This window comes from Parashewanella spongiae (genome assembly GCF_004358345.1).
Classification (GTDB): Bacteria; Pseudomonadota; Gammaproteobacteria; order Enterobacterales; family Shewanellaceae; genus Parashewanella; species Parashewanella spongiae.
The window spans coordinates 607,194-626,225 of sequence record NZ_CP037952.1 but is presented as its reverse complement, the minus strand read 5'-3'; the positions used below and the strand labels follow the sequence as shown (position 1 = coordinate 626,225).

The window sequence follows — 19,032 nt, the reverse complement described above, 5'->3', positions numbered from 1 at the left end:
CGTCCTATGAATCGAAAACATGCATACTATTACTGATATTAATTAAGTACTGATATTAATTAAGTTAAATTTAAATTTTTCAGACGGCAAAAGATTGGTATTGGGCGATAGCGATACAAATACAAATACAACCAGCTTAATGCAACAATGGGGCATCAAGACCGATGTTGCCATTTACAATGCCTTTATTAAAGTATGTATTAAGGCTAAGGGATTTGACTCTGGAATATGGTGTTTAGAAAAAATAATGAACAAATGTAACATGTGTACTTTTTCACAAATACATGCTCAACTTGCGCCAATTGAAAAAGATCATTTCGCAAGCTTGATTGATAAAGGGATAACACAAGGAATATAAAAAAAGTGTTGGCTTAGTGAACCATTGTATCGATTTGCATATGGATAAATTTTTCGAAGGACATTAAGGCAATGGTACACACATTCGAGTTGCTCCAGTAGCTTTCGCAAAACTATTATTTTGTTACCACAAAAAAACAATGAACCCAACATAACATCGATCATAACTGGATACCATGGCAATAATACTTTAAAAAATCGAATGATCAGTTTTCTCAAAGATGAATTTGGACTTGAGTTTATCGAAGTATTTTCCAATTACAGTAATTAAATGCTCAACTCAGAGCTGTGTATGTGCTCAAAGTGCAATAGAAATTGATGAAGGCATAGTTGTTATCGACATACAAAACTGTCGTTATTATATTGCTACGTCAAGACAATTTTGAGAAGTACTCTTTATAAACTAAAGTGAGTACATACAAGCTCCCGAAGGGCAAGGCTAAAGGGTTCCATTACTGCGTTACAAACACTTGAATTATCCCGACAAAAGCACTAAATGCGTTGTACGCCAGCTTTGTGTGGCGGCCGTAGGGAATATAGTACTTCGAGCTTGTGCCTTGCACTGAAACCCTTTAGCTCTTGCTGAGTGAGAGATTAATTACTGTAAATGGTGTAAGTTGTTTCCATAAAAAAGCCTGCACATTATGCAGGCTTTTTGTTTATTCTACTTATTTTACACGATGTAACTGCGCTGTCTGCGGTCTTACCCCTACAACACCACTAGGAATAGCACCACTACCACTTAAAAAATCACAACATTCGTTTATTTGCGTACGTAAAACGTGATTTCCCCGGATTGCCCAGGCTGGCCATTTATTAAAACTATGCAATAAATGCCAAAATACGGTCTCTTTGTCTGATTGTGTATCCGCTTGAACACCGAACTGCTGCCACTCTTCTAAGGTGTCCCACAAATATATCTGAACTTCATTGTAATCAATCTGTTGACTAAGAAATGCCTTGCCGTAATGAGCAAGTTGGGGCGCTTTTTCATCGATGAAGTTTTTCGTCGTCATCGGTTCGCCTCAAGGTATTTTTATTTTTCAGCTTATCCAGTATAAACACTAGATCGCGATCGCGGCTGTTTTTTTAAACGAAAACTGTTTATTTTCTTGGCAACAGTTTCGCCTGTTTCAAAATGATCGTTGTCACAGGCACATCCGGCCAACCGAGCTTCTTATTCACTTCCGTTGGTACCACTGACATTGCTTGCAAAACAGCTTCACCTTCAATCACTTCACCAAAGACTGCATAGCCCCATCGACGTGATGAAGGATCCAATCGTGTGTTTTCAGCGACATTAAAATAAAATTGCCTCGTAGCAGTGTGAGGTTCACTCTCTCTTGCCATCGCGATCGTACCAAATGTATTAGATAATCCGTTACCAGACTCATTGACGATCGTTTTCATTTCTGGTTTTTCATTGAGATCGGGATCAAGCCCTCCTCCTTGAACGACAAACTCAGGAATGATCCGATGAAATACCGTATTATCGTATTCGCCCTTTACCACGTAAGTTAAAAAATTATCGACGGTAATGGGAGCCCTTGTACGATCGAGTTCCATCACTATTTTACCCATTGAAGTGTCAAATTGAACTTTGGGGTAAAGCGTATCTTTTTGAATATCAGCGGCAAATGATAACTGGCTAACAACCAACAGCATCATTCCGCTAAATGATCGCAACATGTACTTCATGATGAAAAATCCTTATTGAATAAATTTAATCAGTTGTTCGTCATTCATAATGTCAGTCGTCAATTGAGTAATCAAATCATTTAATTGTTGCTCTAATTTATTATGATCTAAAGACAAGGGCCCTTGCATGCTTCCTTTGACGCGATAACGCTTACTGAAATGTTGACGAGGGCTTTCTGCTTTTAATGATAATTGGATTCGAGTTTTGACATCAAAATCAAAGGTATTTTGCTGTACTTGAGCTAATAGATCATCGATATAAAAGATCAATTGGAGATCAGCCTCTGAATTGACGCGATAACCCGCTTTACTAAAACCTGCTTTAATGACCTTAAGCAAAGTAGCACGAGGCGGTGTAGCGGGTGCCAATAAACGCCGCACTTCATCACCATTTTTGATACTGGCCACATAGTTTGCCTTACGCCTGTCAAGCACAGTGATATGAATAGTACTCGAACTATTAGATTGAGCGTGGGCCGTCGTTGGAGAAACTGGAGATAAAATCACAAGCTGTGGCGGTGTTGAACTGCAGCCAATTAGTATTATCCAGGCAAAAAATGTAACAATGATCAGTTTCATGTTTTCTCCAAACGATGACGGCCACGTTAGCCTTGCAACTTCTCAGTAAGGTACTCATTGGCTTTAGATAAGCTGCCGAATGAATCGATAATGTTTTGTCGGCCTTTTTCATTGATTTCGGGCACATTGGATTCTACCATCATCCAAACCCAAGTTTTTATCAAAGCTAAAGGGGGGTACTGTTTTTCTTCAGAGTTTAACATCTTGTTTCCTAGCGCTTTTGCTGACTTTTATTTTTATCCTCTTACGAGGTGCGCTAATGAGAGTATCAAACTCATGTTTGCGAAAACAGGGGGAATGGTAACTTTTTAAGGAGTGCTTGCGCTATTAGGTGAAAAATTATTCACAGTCCGTTTATTGTAACTTTCTTCAAAAAATCTGAGTATAGTCAAATTCAAACAATATATAGCATACTTTATGGCTTACTCCTCTCATACAACAGGTTCATGTTCACATCATTACCTATACCAACAAGTAAAGCCAATACCGTCAATAGCTCACAATATTGATGAGCTAGATGGTGTACACTTTCCTATTTTTCCTCTGCGTGATGGGCAAACGATACAAGCTTTTTGTGATGAAGTGGGCATGGAAAATCTTAAAAGCAATTATAAAACACTCCTGAACAGCTACAAGCAGTGGATAGTTGATAAGAACTCTTCTTCAGCTCATTTATCAAAAAATTTTGATTCACTGCACTCTAAAATATTTGGTTTTTCAAATGTGACTGTTCTTTCCTTTAGAACGGCGATATTTGGTAGCGCCTTATCCCATCTTTTGGCCATCAGACGGCTATTAGACGACCCAAGTATTCCCATTGAAACACGCAAAGAAAGTTGTGACGATATCGCCTACCGGATAACAAAATGCACCGGAAGTTTACTTGGTGATCTTCAAGCTTGCCACGCAATATTAGAAGCGGCAAAACAAGGGTGTTTAGGCTCCATTCAAAAAGATCGCATCAATTTAGCGAAACAACTGGCGTTACAAGTTATTAAGAAAATAAGCTACAGCAAAATCTGGGAAATTCATCTTATTAGTTATCTCACCAATCGAGTCGCAAAGGAATATGGACTCCCCATAATTACAGAAGATTATTTTATAAAATATCAATATGTATCAAGCATTATTACGTCTGAAGTAGTCGAAGAATTTAAGTATCAAATGGCGTTAAAAATGAGTCCAGCAGGTGTATATCGTACATTCATTTCTCGCTGTCTAGATTGTTACAAACAAGCATTAGTTTCAACCAATACCTATGCAGGACGTGACTATTTATTGGAACAGGTACCTTCTGGCGACATCAGTACACAGTTTGAAATCAATACCGCCAGCATCAGAGAGTTTGTAAAAGATTTCGATGTTAGTTTTAACTGGCTGTTTACAGAGACTCAGGTTTCTAAAACTGAATCAACCTATCGTCTTTCCATAATTACGCTTAGATTTAAGCTCATGCAACACATCGAAGCTTATTTTCAGTCGAAACAAAATCAGTCAGACAAAGGTGAACATATTGAGTTCCATGTTTTATCTCGAACTTTATCTGGTGACAAGATGCACGCCAGTAAACAGTTATGTTTTGCACAGCAGATGTACTTTTATATCCTTGAAGATGGCGTATCACGTCCACTTACTTTAAGCGATCTTATCCAATTTAATATGAATGGGTTTTCGGAAAGTAAAATATTTGATTTATGCTCAGAAGCCATTACCAACACCATAGATCTTAAAACATTAAATCATTTTTATTGTGAACAACTTAATCAACTAGGCAGCCAAAGGCTGATCAAAGCACTAACAGAAGTGCTGATAAATCAGCTTCAAGAGCCTGATGTTATCGCCGCTACCACTGAATGGATCAATAAACAGCATTTATATGACAGCCTAAAAGAAGACAATCCATTCATCATGAAACACCTTAAGCATGAAGCACCTACACCCGTACTAGTGGCTCTCAGCAAACGTTCTTATCTTATGTCGCCGACTGTAAAGCTAAAAGCATTCCTGCTTGTCCTCAAACATATTCAGTATCTTTCAGCCTCGTTTTTACATCACAATTTTTTGACCAAAGAGTTAATCAGTTGCTTAAAGGCTGCTGTTGATACGGATCATGGTGACGCCTGTTCAGTACTCATAGCAATACCCGAATTAGCTAAAGCAACTTTTTCTTACAATACTATTATTCAAAGGAAACCCACTCGGCTTCACGTCAATATCATTCAATATTGTGTCATCAAACATGCTAATCATTGCTTACGCGTTGTATTACAGGAAAACCCAAAGCTGCTCAAGACATCTCAGCTCACTGTCAGTAGACTCGAACCTCTGCATTTGGCTGCTATTTTTCACAACCTAAAAGCCTTAGATATGTTACTTAAAGCCGGAGTAGATGTTAATATTAAAGGGCTCTATGGTTTCACCGTTATGCACTGGGCAATTTACTATCAACACATTGATATTATTAGAAGACTACTCTCTAACAAACCAAGACCAAACCTGTCACTCAAAGATTTACATCAGAAAAGCTGCTACGATTTAGCTAAAAGTAATCCACACATTAATCGACTCATTCTCAATAACACTATTGTAGCTTCAATAGAAGGGAAGAGCTTAGAACCACTCAACCCTCAAAGAGATTCAAGCTCTAAAACTGATGAACCAAACTATGTGTTGGTGTCATTTGTTCCTTAAATTTCGTAATGCAAACCACACTCTCGTTTGATGCCGTTAAAACGCGTTTCTTCTTCTAGCATGCCTGGCTCTAACGGCTTGCTTGAGTGACTGTCACCCACGGAGACATAGTTGTCATACCACAAAGGATGATAAGGTAACTGGTGTAATTGCAAATAATCATGAACCTGCTTATTATTCCAATCAATAATGGGCAGTAACTTATAGCGTTTCCCATGAATGGCCAATATCGGCAAATTTTCTCGGCTTTTGGCTTGATCACGCCGTAACCCTGCAAACCAAGTACCGACACCAAGCTGCGCGAGCGCACGTTGCATGGGCTCTACTTTATTGATCTTGTTATACAGCGCCAACCCAGCTTCCCCTTGCGACCATAGCTGTCCATATCGTGCTTCTTGCCACACTGAGCTGGTCTCTGCTCGAAATGTTGATAAATTGAGCTGCAACTGCGTTGTTAACGTGTCAATAAATCGATAAGTTTCAGGAAATAAATAGCCCGTATCCGTTAAAATAACAGGGATATCAGGTTGTATTTGTGTCGCCAAGTGCAACATCACAGCCGCTTGAATGCCAAAACTTGATGAAAGAGCATGAGTATCTGGCAAACACTCAAAGGCCCATTTCAACCGCTCTGCTGCGGTTAAGTCATCCAACATCTTATTGAGCGACTTCAGTAACAACGTTTGTTCATGTTCGGGGGCATCGAGTAATTCAATTAAGGTATTTTTGGTGTATGGCGCTTCTCGTTGAGCATGCATGTCTTCACCCATGAAAATCATTAGCGGCATCAATCACGGCTGATACGGTTCCGATCCTCACCACAAAGTCACCAAAGCTTTCTCCTGCATGGCGTTCCACTGCATAGCGGGCAAACTGCTGATCAAGCTCGGACAAGATTTCTGCTTCATCGATGTTATCACGGTACAATTTATTTAATCGCTTACCTTCATAATCCGCCCCTAAGTACAAGTTGTAGCGGCCAGGCGCTCGTCCTACCAACCCAATCTCAGCCGCGAAAGGTCGTGCACAACCATTAGGGCAGCCTGTCATACGAACAACAATCGGGCGATCATCAATGTTATGCTTACGCTGTAAACCATCAATGTGATCCATAAAATCAGGAAAATAGCGTTCCGCTTCAGCCATCGCTAATGGGCATGTAGGCAAGGCGACACAAGCAATTGAACGTCCCCGACTTTGGCTAATAACTTCACCAAGCAGCCCATGTTTACGAGCAATAGCTTCAATATCGGCTTTTGCGCCGTCAACAACCCCAGCAATAATGATGTTTTGATTTGAGGTCATTCTGAAATCACCTTTATGGATCTTGGCGATTTCTCTTAATCCCGTTTGCAGCATTTTCCCGGGGGAATCTTTGATTCGGCCGCATTCAATGAATACGGTTAGATGCCAATTATTGTCAACGCCTTTCACCCAACCATAACGATCGCCACGATCCACTAAAACCACATCGCGACTTGGTTCAAACTGAATCCCTGTACGCGCTTCAACTTCTGCTTTAACTGCTTCAAAACCTTTATCGACAACCGTATACTTAAAACGCGCCCGCTTGCGATCGACTCGATTACCCCAATCCCGTTGTACTGTCATTACCGCCTTTGCGAAAGCAAGTACATCTTGAGTTTTTATGAAGCCAAAATCATTTGCCAATCTTGGAAAAGTATTCACATCACCATGAGTCGATCCCATGCCGCCACCTGCAACAAGGTTGAAACCAATCAAATGATCATTTTCAGCCACGGCAATAAAACCCAGATCATTGGTATACACATCCACATCATTGTCTGGTGGCACAGCAACCGCCATTTTGAACTTCCTTGGTAAATAGGTTTTACCATACACAGGTTCTACGATCGATTGATCGTCTTGAGTGCTCACCAACATTTCCTCATCGAGCCAAATTTCTGCGTACGCTTTGGTGTGTGGCAGCAGATGATCGGAAAGCTGTTTAGCTACTTCATAGGTTTGCTCATGCAACTGGGATTGCACAGGATTAGGGTTACACATTACATTGCGATTAACATCGCCACAGGCTGCGATCGAATCTAATGCTTGTTGATCTAAGTCTTGAATAATGGTTTTTAAGTTACGTTTTGGAATACCGTGATATTGAAACGTCTGTCTTGTAGTAAGACGAATACTGTTCGAAGTCGTCAATGTTGAGGCGATCTTATCAACGGCTAGCCATTGATCTGGCGAGCATATTCCACCAGGTACACGAGCGCGTAACATAAAGCTGTATAATGGCTCAAGCTTTTGTTGTTGCCGTTCAATTCGCAAGTCCCGATCGTCTTGTTGATAAAAACCATGAAATTTGATCAACTGCTGATCGTCTGGGGCAAAAGCACCAGTTGCCTGTGTGTTTAGACCCTGAGTAATGCTACCTCGCAGATAATTACTGTCGGTTTTAATGTATTCGTTATGTGCCAGCTTTTGTTTGGTCATTGTCATTCAGTCCTAGTACACGTCTTTTTGGTAACGCTTGTCACTGCGCAGCTGATTGAAGTAATCCTCAGCTTGCTGTTCATCAAATCCACCATATTGAATTGCAATATCGATTAAAGTCTGATGAACGTCTTTTGCCATATTTTTTGCGTCACCGCATACATAAAGGTGTGCGCCAGACTGCAACCATTGCCACACTTGCTCACCTTGCTCAGCGAGACGATGCTGAATATAAATTTTCTCTGCTTGATCCCGTGAGAATGCCAGATCAATTTGAGTTAACTGCCCTTGCTTTAACCACTGCTGGATTTCGGTTTGATACAAGAAATCTTGCTCGACATGAGGATTACCAAAAAACAGCCAAGATTTTCCGTTCGCCTCATCAACAGCGCGTTGTTGTATGAAGGCTCTAAAAGGCGCAATACCAGTACCCGGACCAATCATAATCACATCTGTTTGTGGGTTTTCAGGTAATTTAAAATGAGGGTTTGACTCAACAAATACTCTTAATTTATTTCCTTCTTGTGCTTCTGATAGGCACTTTGAAGCGGTGCCATAACGTGTCACACCTTTGCGCGTTTCAGCGATTTTTGCGACGGTCAGATGGACTTCGTTTTCTACTTCATCTTGACTGGATGCAATTGAATAAAGCCTTGGTGTTAAGCCACGTAATAACGCGACCAACTCTTGGGCAGTGATGTTGGCAGGGAATGCTTGGACTAATTCAATGAATTGATGTCCTGTAACATATTCACGAAGTTGAATAGTATCATCAACCAAATGATTGAGTGCTTCATTATCTGCCAACTCGGCCCACCGTTTCACTACGTTAGCGGTGAGTATCGTCAGCTCTTTGTCTTGCATTAGTATCTGTTTTAATGACTTACCTTCGTCAAGGATGACTTCGCCATTCAGTTGAAGATTATTGAGCAACTCATCGACCAGTAACTCCGAGTTTTCAGCCCACACGCCCAACGCATCACCGGGTTGATAAGCAAGATTGGCATCTCCGAGATCAATTTCTACATGGCGAACATCTTTGCCCGAATCCCTACCAGTGATTTTTTGGCTTATAATCACTTCAGCCTCTAATGGCTGCTGCTTAGTAAAGCTTGCCGTTTGAGAATTTGCTTGCTCGTTAGCTTGAACTGGTAAAGGCACGATTTCGGCACCGCTTGGCATCAAGTCAATGAGTGTTTCACTCAGTTGCTGCTGCCATTTATCTACTAAGGCTTGAAAGTCGACATCACATTCAACAATAGGCTGAAGCTCAGTTGCGCCTAATGCAATAAATCGTTGTTGAAAGTCTTTACCGGTTTGGCAGAAATGTTCGTAACTCGAATCCCCCAATGCCAGCACAGAAAACTTAAGGTTATCGAGTTTTGGCGCGCGCTTGGAGTTCAAGTATTGGTATAACGTGATGGCATCATCCGGTGTTTCCCCTTCACCATGTGTACTTACCACCACCACAAGTAATGACTCGTTTTTAAGTTTTCGAACAGAATAATCGGCCATAGAAACCAAATTGACCGCTAAGCCTTTTTGAGTCAATTGCTCGGCGGCTTGCTCAGCCACACCACGGCCATTACCTGTTTGGCTACCGTATAAAACGGTTACTGTCTCAGAATGTTGAGCATTAACGACATCGTTACTGGCGCGAGTATGTGATGACTGATTGAAATTGGCTTGAGCCGCTAAATAACCACTGATCCACGCTTGTTGCACTGGCGTTAGCATCGACGTTAAGCCCGTTAATTGTTTCAGCTGTTGTTGCGACAATGGAGATGTAAGATGTGTAACTGAATCCAGCACGATGCAACCGTCCTTAGCAGAATAAGAAATCATTTATTTGTTGCAATCTTAGTAGAATCTAAATCAAACAAAAAAGAATAAAAAATAATTTTTTATAACTTTTAAGAATAAGAGGTTATACTTAACTTTTGCGATTCACATTCAAAAAAAATAATCGATGAATAGGCTGCTCTTCAATATCTTTAAGCCCAATGGTGACTTCTTTACTGGATAACCCGCGATTCATGGTACCAAAAATTCTATCCCAAATTGTAAATATTGTGCCAAAGTTGCTATCTGTGTAAGGCAATTCATGATGGTGATGGATGCGATGAAGTCTTGGAGTTATAAATACAAATTCAATTATTTTTTCAGCGCTGGCTGATAATCTGATATTTGAATGCTGAAAGATCAACACAATAGACTCAAGCAACAAGTATACTGTGATGCCGATAGGAGATAACCCAAATAAAGCAACAAGAATACCATATCGAATGATCACAGAAAGTCCATTTTCCATAAAATGGAAACGAAATGCACTACTGACATCTAAAAATTCATCAATATGATGCACTCGATGAAATGACCACAAAAGCCGAAATTTGTGAACCATAATATGGTACGCATATGAAGCCAAATCTAGGCTCAATATTGCCAATAAGACTTGTGTCATTGGATAATTTGGCAGCAATTCACATTTTTGTTCCGCCGCAAAGAGCAACACCGCATTACTAAAGAGCGGCAGTATTCCGATATTTAAAATATGCATTGTGATGTTCGTCACCACTCTTCTCGTTCTGTTTTGTAGTGGCTGGAGCTGTATCGGATGGGTCAGGGCAGGACGAAGCTTTTCGATGCATATTGCCGCTACAGCGACTGAGTAAGTTAATAAAGTTAGATAAGTGATTTGCTCATTTATAATAGATGAAAAGTAGTTACTCATTCTTGATCCAATATTACCATTCAATGAGATAGTTATACCAATTACAGTAATTAATCTCTCACTCAGCATTTAATTACTGTAATTGGTATTACTTCGTTTCCAGCCTGCACTGGAGTGACGAGAATTCATCGGTATACTTTCTTCCGCAACTTTCCTTAGTGCAGAATAGGCTCAAATTAGAATCCAACACAACTTGACTTTGAGTAGGTTAAGCCTAGGTTCAGTTGCCCTATAAAATCTCAGAATTTTAAGCATTTCTGGTACACGGCTTTTGGGAAGTTTAAAGTCTATGCAAGGCTTAAAATTTGAGTGCCTCATACTGTGCGCCTAATAATGTCTTCAATATGCTTAGTCCTTGAAGTTCTGACTTTGGCCTTGCCTGTGCGTAGGCCAGAATTTGAGGAGTTAACTCGAAAACTCGGTCATTACAATGCGCCTGAAAAATCAAACTAATTGATCGTGATTGAGACTTATTGAAATGAAAATTGTTTGCCCTTCGCAGTTGACTAATGATATCAAGCAACTCTTTAACAGTGCTTTTTGCTGCCAACTGATCGTTCAGCACTTCAAGTTGCTGCGCAAAAGGGCGCTTGTTAAAGGTATTCTTCTGGCTCTTCCCCAATAAAGACATTGCTGATGCTTTCTCACTGATAAGTACAAACACTTGCTTCAAAGACATAAATTCTGACAATTTATCTAGGCAACAATTATTTGATATATCCGTTGCAAAAATATTCACATTCGATCTCAGCGCGATTGCTTTAACGATTGCATTATTATCCCCTTCCATTGCAACCTGTAGCGCTGTGCGGCCTTTTGTATCTCTGGCAGTCCAATCAATATCAGGGACTAACAACATCTGCTCGAAACAGCGATAGTATTTGTGATTTAGTGCGCTATGAGTTAACAGTAATCCTCCTTGGTTTGACATGTCTTGAGGTCTAATGCTGAGTACTAGAGCGCACATTTCATCATTACCGACTAACATGGCGTACATTAATGGTGTGCAGAATTTATAATACCGATTCTTATCTGTTACGGTTTCAAAAGTCCCATTGCAATTCATTGTAGGTTTTATATGCAACAAAGTTTTTACTAATGACAAATTATTTTGACTGATTGCGTGGATTAAAATTTGCTGAAAACAAGGTTCGGGCCATAAACAATGGGTTACACTTTCTGGAAATTCGAGAAAATTTCTCTCCAACGAGGTAATTTCTTCCCTTGATAGTGGCAAATGTTGCTTTGCTTTCGTTTGCAAAATTAATTGCTCTAACTCTGGTGCTTTGGTGGCATTTTTCAAACTTTCTAATACAGAAAAGTTGAGCTTGGATTGTGCTAGCAAAAATATCCACATCTGTTGGCTTTCAAGTTCAGAACGAGTATCTAGCCAATAACTCAACAAAATATCGATGTTATTTTTTAGTTCATTGCTCGCATCGTCATTTAGCAGTGGACTCAGTATTGAATAAACACTTTTAAAGTCTCGGTGTTTTTGCATAAATTCAAATAACTGCTCCAACTGTTCGGTAAGATTACCATGTTGGGTATCACATTCTCTGTGCTTTGGTAAACATTCACAATTTGATGGTTCAACAGCTGACTGCTCAGAAAAAGCGGATGTCATTCGCTCACAAATTTGAGACTCTAAATAGCCATTCCTTCGTGCTTCAATCAATGCGGTTAAACCTTTTTGATTCAGTAAGAACAAATTAACTCTGGGTTTTAGTATTAACCACTTGGCATATTCGTCACTGGAATCATCAAGTGCTTTATGCAATACGGTTACTCCAAAATGTTCATCAACTTGGTTGACATTGATTTTCGGATGGTCAATTAACAAATTGAAACATTGCTCACTTCGCAAATGGAAAGCCATTTGCAATATATAAGCTGAACGCCTAAGTGTTAGTGGGTTCGCCGATGTTAGGTAATTCCCAATTTTGGGAGTGTGATGCTCTAACAAGAAACTCAGTAACATTGAGTCGTCATTGATCATCGCTAAACTGATTACGAGCTCCAAATTTGGGGACGTTAATTTCATCATCGCCGCTTTAAGCTCTGAAAACCTAGGAGTACCAAGACCTACAAACATTATTTGGTCATTTAAATACCTTAACAGGCTAGGAGTAAGTTTGAAATTTTGTTTGAAATTTTGCGCTAAAACGGCAAGCATCAACGCTTCATTATTTTGGACTAGGGCAGCCATGATTTTTAAGGTTTGGTAAGATTTTTCAGCTTTTATCAATTCAACCGTTTGATCTTGATTTTTGATAAGGTGCTCTCTTATGGAATCTACAACGAGTACCAAATCTATATATTCTGAAAATTTTGTTAGACTTTGCACAAAGCGATATAGCTCAGTTATATCGGAACTATCATCTTTCAATGCTTGTCTTAATAATTCAATTTTAATGCTTGTTGAACACTTTAGTTTTGCGATGATTGGAAGGTGCTTAAAGGTAGCGAGTTGAGCTTCTCCTTCAATTTCTAACCATGCAAAGTAATTGCCGGTGGTTCTTAAGCAACATATAACACGAGCCATACCTTTTTCTCTTTCTACAGAAAATGTTGTCGGTTTTAAACCACTCATTTGTAGGTGTAGACCCACTGCTAAGGCTTTTTTTAAGTTAAATTGAACCTGTTGTGGGCTAACGGGGTCGGCAATACTGTCATTATCCAGCAGTTCACTTAAACCAAATGCTTCTTTATGAGTGAATGTTCTTAAAGCTGGCAAGAGTTCTTTTTCTAATTCTTTCTTCAATGCTTCAAGGGTATTACCTTCTAACTTAGCTAGATCATAATAACCTTTATCCGTTCCCCCCCAAACATGCTCAATAAAAGCACAATGAAACTTTTGTGTATACTCTTCCGCGAGAAAATCAAAGGTGGCTTTATGAGTTAGTCGATTTTCGATGTATTCTTTAAACTCACTCTCTATTGATGGTGTGACACGATTTTTACCATGATGTAGGCCGCTTTCTTTAGAAACTCGCAGTCCATATTTATGAGCGACGCAGTTAAGCAAGTAGTTGCCGAAATGAATATGATATACGCTCCCAAAGCCGAGAGCTTTTTTGTTTTGCTTAGCATTCAAAAATTCTTGAGCAATTTGCTCCGCTATGGTTTGTTTAACATTTCTTATCCGCCCGTCAAAGCCTTTCCTTTCTTGTGACAAGGTTTGCAGTGCTCCGTCAACATTACTCTGAACACGACCAATACACTCTGTGAGTCCTACCACCATATTGGCCAATAATTTGCCTTTCATTGCCGTTGTTACTGACGGATCATTCTCGATGTACCAAAGGGAAGTGTGCAATTGAGTTCTGATTTCTCCATAGGCCATCGCTCGGTACTGCTTAATAGGCAAGCCAAAAACATTATATTTATGGTGAACCCGATCAAATAAACGATCCTTAAATGTTAACAAAATGGCCGCAATCTCACTTGGATTTATTGAAGTATATTGAATGGCGAGTCGTTCAAGCGTGGCAATGTCATTAATATATTCAGCACGAAATTGATCAAATTCACCGCTCCCGAGGAAAGCATCTAAATTTGCATAGGCACTGGTAGAAAAGCACTTAACATTAGCAACATTTTCTGGCACCTGAGCTTGTGGCATATCCACTTCTGACTCATGATACCCAAGCCAGTTCGCAGGTGAAATTCTCGACCATAAAGAAACTGCCAAATCAATTGAATCCTATTTTATTAGAGTTACTGAAAAACTTTAGCAGCCTTTTATTCCGATTAGTTTTAACAGTAAATTAATCATATTTAACTTAAACGTACGTTCCCGCTGGAACAGATTTATAGAATAAAGTCTCCAACTCATTTCAAGCTTGAATAATTGCTCCTACCTACCCTTGAAAAATAAAATATTAACCTCATCTTATTGTTATGAGTTCCTGTCATCACCGACAGGCATATAATGAGGATATCCCTGTGACTACAATCGTTTCAGTCCGTCGTAACAATCAAGTTGTGATTGCTGGTGACGGTCAAGTTTCTCTTGGCAACACTGTAATGAAAGGCAATGCTAAAAAAGTGCGCCGCCTTTACCATGAAAAAGTACTCGCTGGTTTTGCTGGCGGTACCGCCGATGCATTTACTCTTTTTGAGCGTTTTGAAGCTAAGCTCGAAATGCATCAAGGCCACTTGTTACGTTCAGCGGTTGAATTAGCGAAAGACTGGCGTACCGATAGAATGTTGCGAAAATTAGAAGCCATGCTGGTGGTCGCTGACGGTGAAAGCTCGCTTATTATTACCGGTAATGGTGATGTTGTTCAACCAGAGCATGACTTAGTGGCAATCGGCTCGGGCGGAAATTTCGCTCAAGCGGCGGCGTTAGCATTACTCGAAAATACTGAACTAAATGCCAAAGACATTGCCGAAAAAGCATTGACCATCGCAGGCGATATTTGCGTATTCACCAATCAGCATAAAACGATTGAAGCACTTACTTACTAAGCGGTAACACATTATGTCTCAAATGACTCCACGTGAAATTGTTCACGAACTCGATACACACATCATCGGCCAACACAAAGCTAAACGTGCCGTAGCCATTGCATTACGTAACCGCTGGCGCCGGATGCAACTAGACAGTGATTTGCGTCAAGAAATCACACCAAAAAATATTTTAATGATTGGCCCAACAGGTGTCGGTAAAACTGAGATTGCCCGACGTCTGGCCAAATTAGCTGACGCGCCTTTTATTAAAGTCGAAGCCACTAAGTTCACCGAAGTGGGTTATGTCGGCAAAGAAGTTGAGCAAATCATTCGCGATTTGACTGATTCAGCAATCAAACTTACCCGCGAAAAGCAAATGAAGCAAGTGCGCCACCGTGCAGAAGAAGCAGCCGAAGAACGTGTGCTGGATGCATTATTGCCACCAGTTAAAGATGACTGGGATCAAGACAGTAATAAAGACTCTTCAACACGCCAAGTTTTTCGTAAAAAATTGCGTGAAGGTCAATTAGACGATAAAGAAATTGAAATTGATGTGGCCTCCTCTCCAATTGGGGTTGAGATTATCTCACCGCCAGGCATGGAAGAAATGACCAATCAGCTTCAAGGCATGTTCCAAAATATGGGACAAGCACCTTCTAAGCGTAAAAAGCTTAAAATCCCAGACGCGCTTAAGCAGCTTATCGAAGAAGAAGCCACCAAGCTTGTAAATCAAGAAGATCTTAAAGAAAATGCCATTGAACTCGTTGAGCAACATGGCATCGTCTTTTTAGATGAAATCGACAAGATATGTAAACGCGGTGAATCATCAGGTCCCGACGTATCCCGCGAAGGTGTTCAACGGGATTTACTGCCGTTGGTTGAAGGCTGTACCGTCAATACCAAACATGGCATGGTGAAAACCGATCACATATTGTTTATTGCTTCAGGTGCATTTCAGATGTCAAAACCATCTGACTTGATCCCTGAACTGCAAGGTAGATTGCCAATCCGAGTAGAATTAAGTGCTTTATCCTCCGATGATTTTAAACGCATTTTGACTGAGCCAAGTGCATCATTAACAGAGCAATATGTGGCCTTAATGTCGACTGAAGGTGTCACCATTGAATTTACTGAGTCAGGTATTGATGCCATCGCCAATGCATCATGGCAAGTGAACGAACGCACCGAGAACATTGGCGCACGTCGTTTACACACAGTGATGGAACGCTTAATGGAAGAGATATCTTATGAAGCTTCCGACAAGTCAGGAGAAACAATGACTATCGATGCTGAATATGTCAATGGTCACTTGGACAACTTGGTACAAAATGAAGATCTCAGCCGCTTCGTTTTATAATCCTTTCGAGTGATAATAATACCAATTACAGTAATTAAATGCTCAACTCAGAGCTATGTATGTGCTCAAAGTGCAATCGAAATTGATGAAGACATAGTTGTTACCGACATACAAAGCTGTCGTTATTACATTGCTACGTCAAGACAATTTTGAGAAGTATTCTTTATAAACCAAAGTGAGTACATACAAGCTCCCAAAGGGCAAAGCTAAAGGTTCCATTACTGCGTTACAAGCACTTGAATTATCCTGACAAAAGCACTAAGTGCGTTGTACGCCAGTTTTGTATGGCGGCCGTAGGGAATATAGTACTTCGAGCTTGTGCCTTGAACTGAAACCCTTTAGTTCTTGCTGAGTGAGAGATTAATTACTGTAATTGGTATAACTAGAGAAGGCCAATTCACTTTGGCCCTTTCTATTTTAGCGAGTTCGTTATGACACATATACCAACAGTCACAAACTTAAAATTGAAACGTAAAAGCTGTCAACTGGAAGTTACTTTTGATGATGGTGTAACTCATCAACTCAGCTGTGAATTTCTGCGGGTGCATTCACCATCAGCTGAAGTACAAGGACACGGTGATCCGATTCTTGTGACGCACAAAAAAATGGTCAACATTACTCACATTGAAATGGTTGGACATTACGGTGTCAAATTGGTGTTTGATGATGGTCATAACACAGGCATTTATTCATGGTCGGTGCTATATCACCTTGCTACTCAGTATGAGTCGCTCTGGCAAATTTACCTCAGTAGAATGTCAGAAGCAAAAGCATCACGAGAAGCGATAATTCCTATGGTTGTTCAATACCGTTCGTAAATAAATTTCATGGATTAATTCGCTAACTTTTTTTGCGTCAACCCTTACTCATTTTATTGCTCCATTAAAGTCTTTCATTAAACTTTCTACTGATACAGCCCTCATTCAGCCCCTATCCTTTATATCATGTTAATGCACCAGAAGTTTGTAGGTTTCACTTACGCTTCATATTGAGTCGCTTGCTCTTTATCAGCTGTTACGATCTTTAATTACATTCATTTATAAGTTGAACGGGTGAAGTCATCATACAGTCAGTGTGCATTTTCAAATGACGATTCATACCGATCGGTTCATCTGAAAAATTTTAATAAATTAAAAGCACGGGAATATAAATATGACACTCAATAAACATTGGTCGCTACTTGCTACGCTTATCAGTACTTCTTTATCAGGTTCCGTTTTCGCGGCTGATATTATTCAACTCGACACACTTCCTCAAACTTCCATTAACATTCAGGGATTCAGTCAGCAGGGACAACTTGATCATGGCACTCAATTTAAAGTCAGTAAAAAAGTCAAACTGATCAATGGCAAAACAAAATATCGTCTGCAACAGTATTATCAAGACGTACCTGTTTTTGGTTTTACGGTGAGTGCTGCTAAAGATCATTTAGGCCAATATACCCAAACCCGTGGCAATGCGGTAACCAACTTACCTCAAGACAAAAGCTTTGTGACACCGAGCATTACCCCAGAGCAAGCCATGGCGATTTCTATGCCCATCTCAGTGCTGTCTAGTGCAATTGATGAAGATAATATCGAAAACAAAGAAACCAAGCTGTGGGTTTATCTCGACGAAAATAACGTTGAACATCTCGTATACATCACGAACTATTTTGTTAACGGCTCACAGCCAAGTCGCCCCTTTACCGTGGTGGATGCACACTCAGGCATAGTACTTAGCCAGTGGGATGGATTAACTACAGATAAAATCGGTACTGGCTCAGGGGGAAATGAGAAAACCGGCAAGTATGAATATGGTGTGGATTATCCCAATATCAATGTCACTCAAAAAGGCAGCACTTGTTACATGAATAATGAACATGTGATGACGGTTGACTTATCTCACTGGAAGTTTTGGAATAGTTGGTTCAATAAACCAGCAGTCTTTGATTGCCCACGCCATGAAGAAAAAACCAAGAAAGGTGCTTACGGCCCCGTTAACGATGCGCAATTCTTTGGTGGGGTCATATTTGATATGTACAACGATTGGTTTGATGCCGCCCCACTAGATATCAAACTGGTTATGCGCGTGCATTATTGGTGGGGTTTTGAAAATGCAATGTGGAACGGCAAAAATATGACTTTCGGCGATGGTAACGCTCTTTTCTACCCTCTCGTGGCGTTAGACGTTACAGCACACGAAGTTAGTCATGGATTTACCGAACAAAACTCAGGCTTGATTTACAAAGGTCAATCTGGCGGCATGAATGAAGCCTTTTCTGACATGGCCGGTGAAGCCGCCAAGTTCTATATGCGTGGCAGCAATGATTTTATGGTAGGTGCTGACATCGTAAAAGATGAAGCAAGACTTGGGCAAGCATTACGCTACATGGACGACCCAACTAAAGATGGTCAATCAATTAGCAGCGCTGACGACTACAACTCAAGCCTAAATGTGCATCATAGTTCTGGGGTTTACAACAAGGCTTTTTATACTCTGGCAAATACTGAGGGCTGGGACACCCAAAGTGCTTTTGAAACCTTTGCGACCGCTAATCAGCTCTACTGGAATGCAAATAGTAGCTTTAAAGATGGTGCTTGTGGTGTCCTGAATGCCGCAATAGATTTGAGCAGGAACGTAGAAGATGTACTAGCAGCCTTTGCAGCTGTTGACATCAAAGCACCGTGTAGCCATTAGTCATATGCTACACACT

The 19,032-nt window shown here is 40.3% G+C and carries 15 protein-coding genes; 6 read left to right on the top strand and 9 right to left on the bottom strand.

The window, feature by feature from the left end; translation table 11 throughout:
* Positions 1 to 100 precede the first annotated feature (100 nt).
* Entirely contained in the window at positions 101 to 358 is a 258-nt protein-coding gene (locus tag E2I05_RS02200; RefSeq protein ID WP_133372175.1) for a hypothetical protein, read from the top strand.
* A 667-nt stretch (positions 359 to 1,025) separates the two neighbouring features.
* On the opposite strand, the gene E2I05_RS02195 is transcribed toward E2I05_RS02200, so the two are convergent.
* From E2I05_RS02195 to E2I05_RS21895, 4 genes are all read right to left on the bottom strand, one after another.
* Positions 1,026 to 1,373 (bottom strand): hypothetical protein, encoded by a 348-nt coding sequence (locus E2I05_RS02195; protein ID WP_121852676.1) that lies wholly within the window; start codon positions 1,371 to 1,373, stop codon positions 1,026 to 1,028.
* Between the two features lie 88 nt (positions 1,374 to 1,461).
* Positions 1,462 to 2,046, bottom strand: coding sequence for a peptidylprolyl isomerase (locus E2I05_RS02190; RefSeq protein ID WP_121852704.1), 585 nt, complete (start codon positions 2,044 to 2,046; stop codon positions 1,462 to 1,464).
* A 21-nt stretch (positions 2,047 to 2,067) separates the two neighbouring features.
* On the bottom strand, positions 2,068 to 2,634 hold the full coding sequence (locus tag E2I05_RS02185; protein WP_121852677.1) for a YajG family lipoprotein: 567 nt from the start codon (positions 2,632 to 2,634) through the stop codon (positions 2,068 to 2,070).
* Positions 2,635 to 2,660: 26 nt separating this feature from the next.
* Complete coding sequence (locus E2I05_RS21895) at positions 2,661 to 2,837, bottom strand: hypothetical protein (RefSeq protein ID WP_165905446.1); 177 nt, start codon at positions 2,835 to 2,837, stop codon at positions 2,661 to 2,663.
* A gap of 214 nt (positions 2,838 to 3,051) precedes the next feature.
* Between E2I05_RS21895 and E2I05_RS02180 the strand changes: the two genes are divergently transcribed.
* Positions 3,052 to 5,325 carry an ankyrin repeat domain-containing protein gene (locus tag E2I05_RS02180; protein WP_121852678.1) on the top strand — a complete coding sequence of 758 codons (2,274 nt, stop codon included), beginning with the start codon at positions 3,052 to 3,054 and terminating at the stop codon, positions 5,323 to 5,325.
* Here the strand turns inward: E2I05_RS02180 and E2I05_RS02175 are convergent.
* The 5 genes from E2I05_RS02175 to E2I05_RS02155 all read right to left on the bottom strand — a co-directional run bounded on the left by E2I05_RS02175 (position 5,322) and on the right by E2I05_RS02155 (position 14,219).
* Entirely contained in the window at positions 5,322 to 6,095 is a 774-nt protein-coding gene (locus tag E2I05_RS02175; RefSeq protein ID WP_243641043.1) for a phosphoadenylyl-sulfate reductase, read from the bottom strand. The two genes, E2I05_RS02180 and E2I05_RS02175, sit on opposite strands and share 4 nt — an antisense overlap.
* On the bottom strand, positions 6,088 to 7,791 hold the full coding sequence (gene cysI, locus E2I05_RS02170; RefSeq protein ID WP_121852680.1) for an assimilatory sulfite reductase (NADPH) hemoprotein subunit: 1,704 nt from the start codon (positions 7,789 to 7,791) through the stop codon (positions 6,088 to 6,090). The genes E2I05_RS02175 and cysI overlap by 8 nt, the downstream gene beginning before the upstream one ends.
* Before the next feature lie 12 nt (positions 7,792 to 7,803).
* Positions 7,804 to 9,606: an assimilatory sulfite reductase (NADPH) flavoprotein subunit gene (locus tag E2I05_RS02165; RefSeq protein WP_121852705.1), complete on the bottom strand. Its 1,803-nt coding sequence runs from the start codon at positions 9,604 to 9,606 to the stop codon at positions 7,804 to 7,806.
* Between the two features lie 118 nt (positions 9,607 to 9,724).
* A complete protein-coding gene (locus tag E2I05_RS02160) occupies positions 9,725 to 10,525 on the bottom strand; it encodes a sterol desaturase family protein (protein WP_170179607.1) in 801 nt (266 codons plus the stop codon).
* A 298-nt stretch (positions 10,526 to 10,823) separates the two neighbouring features.
* Entirely contained in the window at positions 10,824 to 14,219 is a 3,396-nt protein-coding gene (locus E2I05_RS02155; RefSeq protein ID WP_121852682.1) for an ankyrin repeat domain-containing protein, read from the bottom strand.
* Between the two features lie 254 nt (positions 14,220 to 14,473).
* Here E2I05_RS02155 and hslV point away from each other — a divergent pair, with 254 nt between their 5' ends.
* The 4 genes from hslV (at position 14,474) to E2I05_RS02135 (ending at position 19,016) form a co-directional block, all read left to right on the top strand.
* Positions 14,474 to 14,998 (top strand): ATP-dependent protease subunit HslV, encoded by a 525-nt coding sequence (gene hslV / locus E2I05_RS02150; RefSeq protein ID WP_121852683.1) that lies wholly within the window; start codon positions 14,474 to 14,476, stop codon positions 14,996 to 14,998.
* A 13-nt stretch (positions 14,999 to 15,011) separates the two neighbouring features.
* Positions 15,012 to 16,337: an ATP-dependent protease ATPase subunit HslU gene (hslU, locus tag E2I05_RS02145; protein WP_121852684.1), complete on the top strand. Its 1,326-nt coding sequence runs from the start codon at positions 15,012 to 15,014 to the stop codon at positions 16,335 to 16,337.
* Positions 16,338 to 16,768: 431 nt separating this feature from the next.
* Positions 16,769 to 17,155, top strand: a complete 387-nt coding sequence (locus E2I05_RS02140; RefSeq protein WP_121852685.1) for a gamma-butyrobetaine hydroxylase family protein — start codon at positions 16,769 to 16,771, stop codon at positions 17,153 to 17,155.
* A gap of 334 nt (positions 17,156 to 17,489) precedes the next feature.
* Positions 17,490 to 19,016 (top strand): M4 family metallopeptidase, encoded by a 1,527-nt coding sequence (locus E2I05_RS02135; protein WP_121852686.1) that lies wholly within the window; start codon positions 17,490 to 17,492, stop codon positions 19,014 to 19,016.
* The last annotated feature ends 16 nt before the right edge of the window (positions 19,017 to 19,032 follow it).

What these genes read in the sequence shown, in the direction of transcription:
- E2I05_RS02195 (WP_121852676.1), bottom strand. Translation starts at nt 1,373, where the DNA reads ATGACGACGAAAAACTTCATCGATGAAAAAGCGCCCCAACTTGCTCAT.
- E2I05_RS02190 (WP_121852704.1), bottom strand. Translation starts at nt 2,046, where the DNA reads ATGTTGCGATCATTTAGCGGAATGATGCTGTTGGTTGTTAGCCAGTTA.
- E2I05_RS02185 (WP_121852677.1), bottom strand. Translation starts at nt 2,634, where the DNA reads ATGAAACTGATCATTGTTACATTTTTTGCCTGGATAATACTAATTGGC.
- E2I05_RS21895 (WP_165905446.1), bottom strand. Translation starts at nt 2,837, where the DNA reads ATGTTAAACTCTGAAGAAAAACAGTACCCCCCTTTAGCTTTGATAAAA.
- E2I05_RS02180 (WP_121852678.1), top strand. Translation starts at nt 3,052, where the DNA reads ATGGCTTACTCCTCTCATACAACAGGTTCATGTTCACATCATTACCTA.
- E2I05_RS02175 (WP_243641043.1), bottom strand. Translation starts at nt 6,095, where the DNA reads ATGGGTGAAGACATGCATGCTCAACGAGAAGCGCCATACACCAAAAAT.
- cysI (WP_121852680.1), bottom strand. Translation starts at nt 7,791, where the DNA reads ATGACCAAACAAAAGCTGGCACATAACGAATACATTAAAACCGACAGT.
- E2I05_RS02160 (WP_170179607.1), bottom strand. Translation starts at nt 10,525, where the DNA reads ATGAGTAACTACTTTTCATCTATTATAAATGAGCAAATCACTTATCTA.
- hslU (WP_121852684.1), top strand. Translation starts at nt 15,012, where the DNA reads ATGTCTCAAATGACTCCACGTGAAATTGTTCACGAACTCGATACACAC.
- E2I05_RS02140 (WP_121852685.1), top strand. Translation starts at nt 16,769, where the DNA reads ATGACACATATACCAACAGTCACAAACTTAAAATTGAAACGTAAAAGC.
- E2I05_RS02135 (WP_121852686.1), top strand. Translation starts at nt 17,490, where the DNA reads ATGACACTCAATAAACATTGGTCGCTACTTGCTACGCTTATCAGTACT.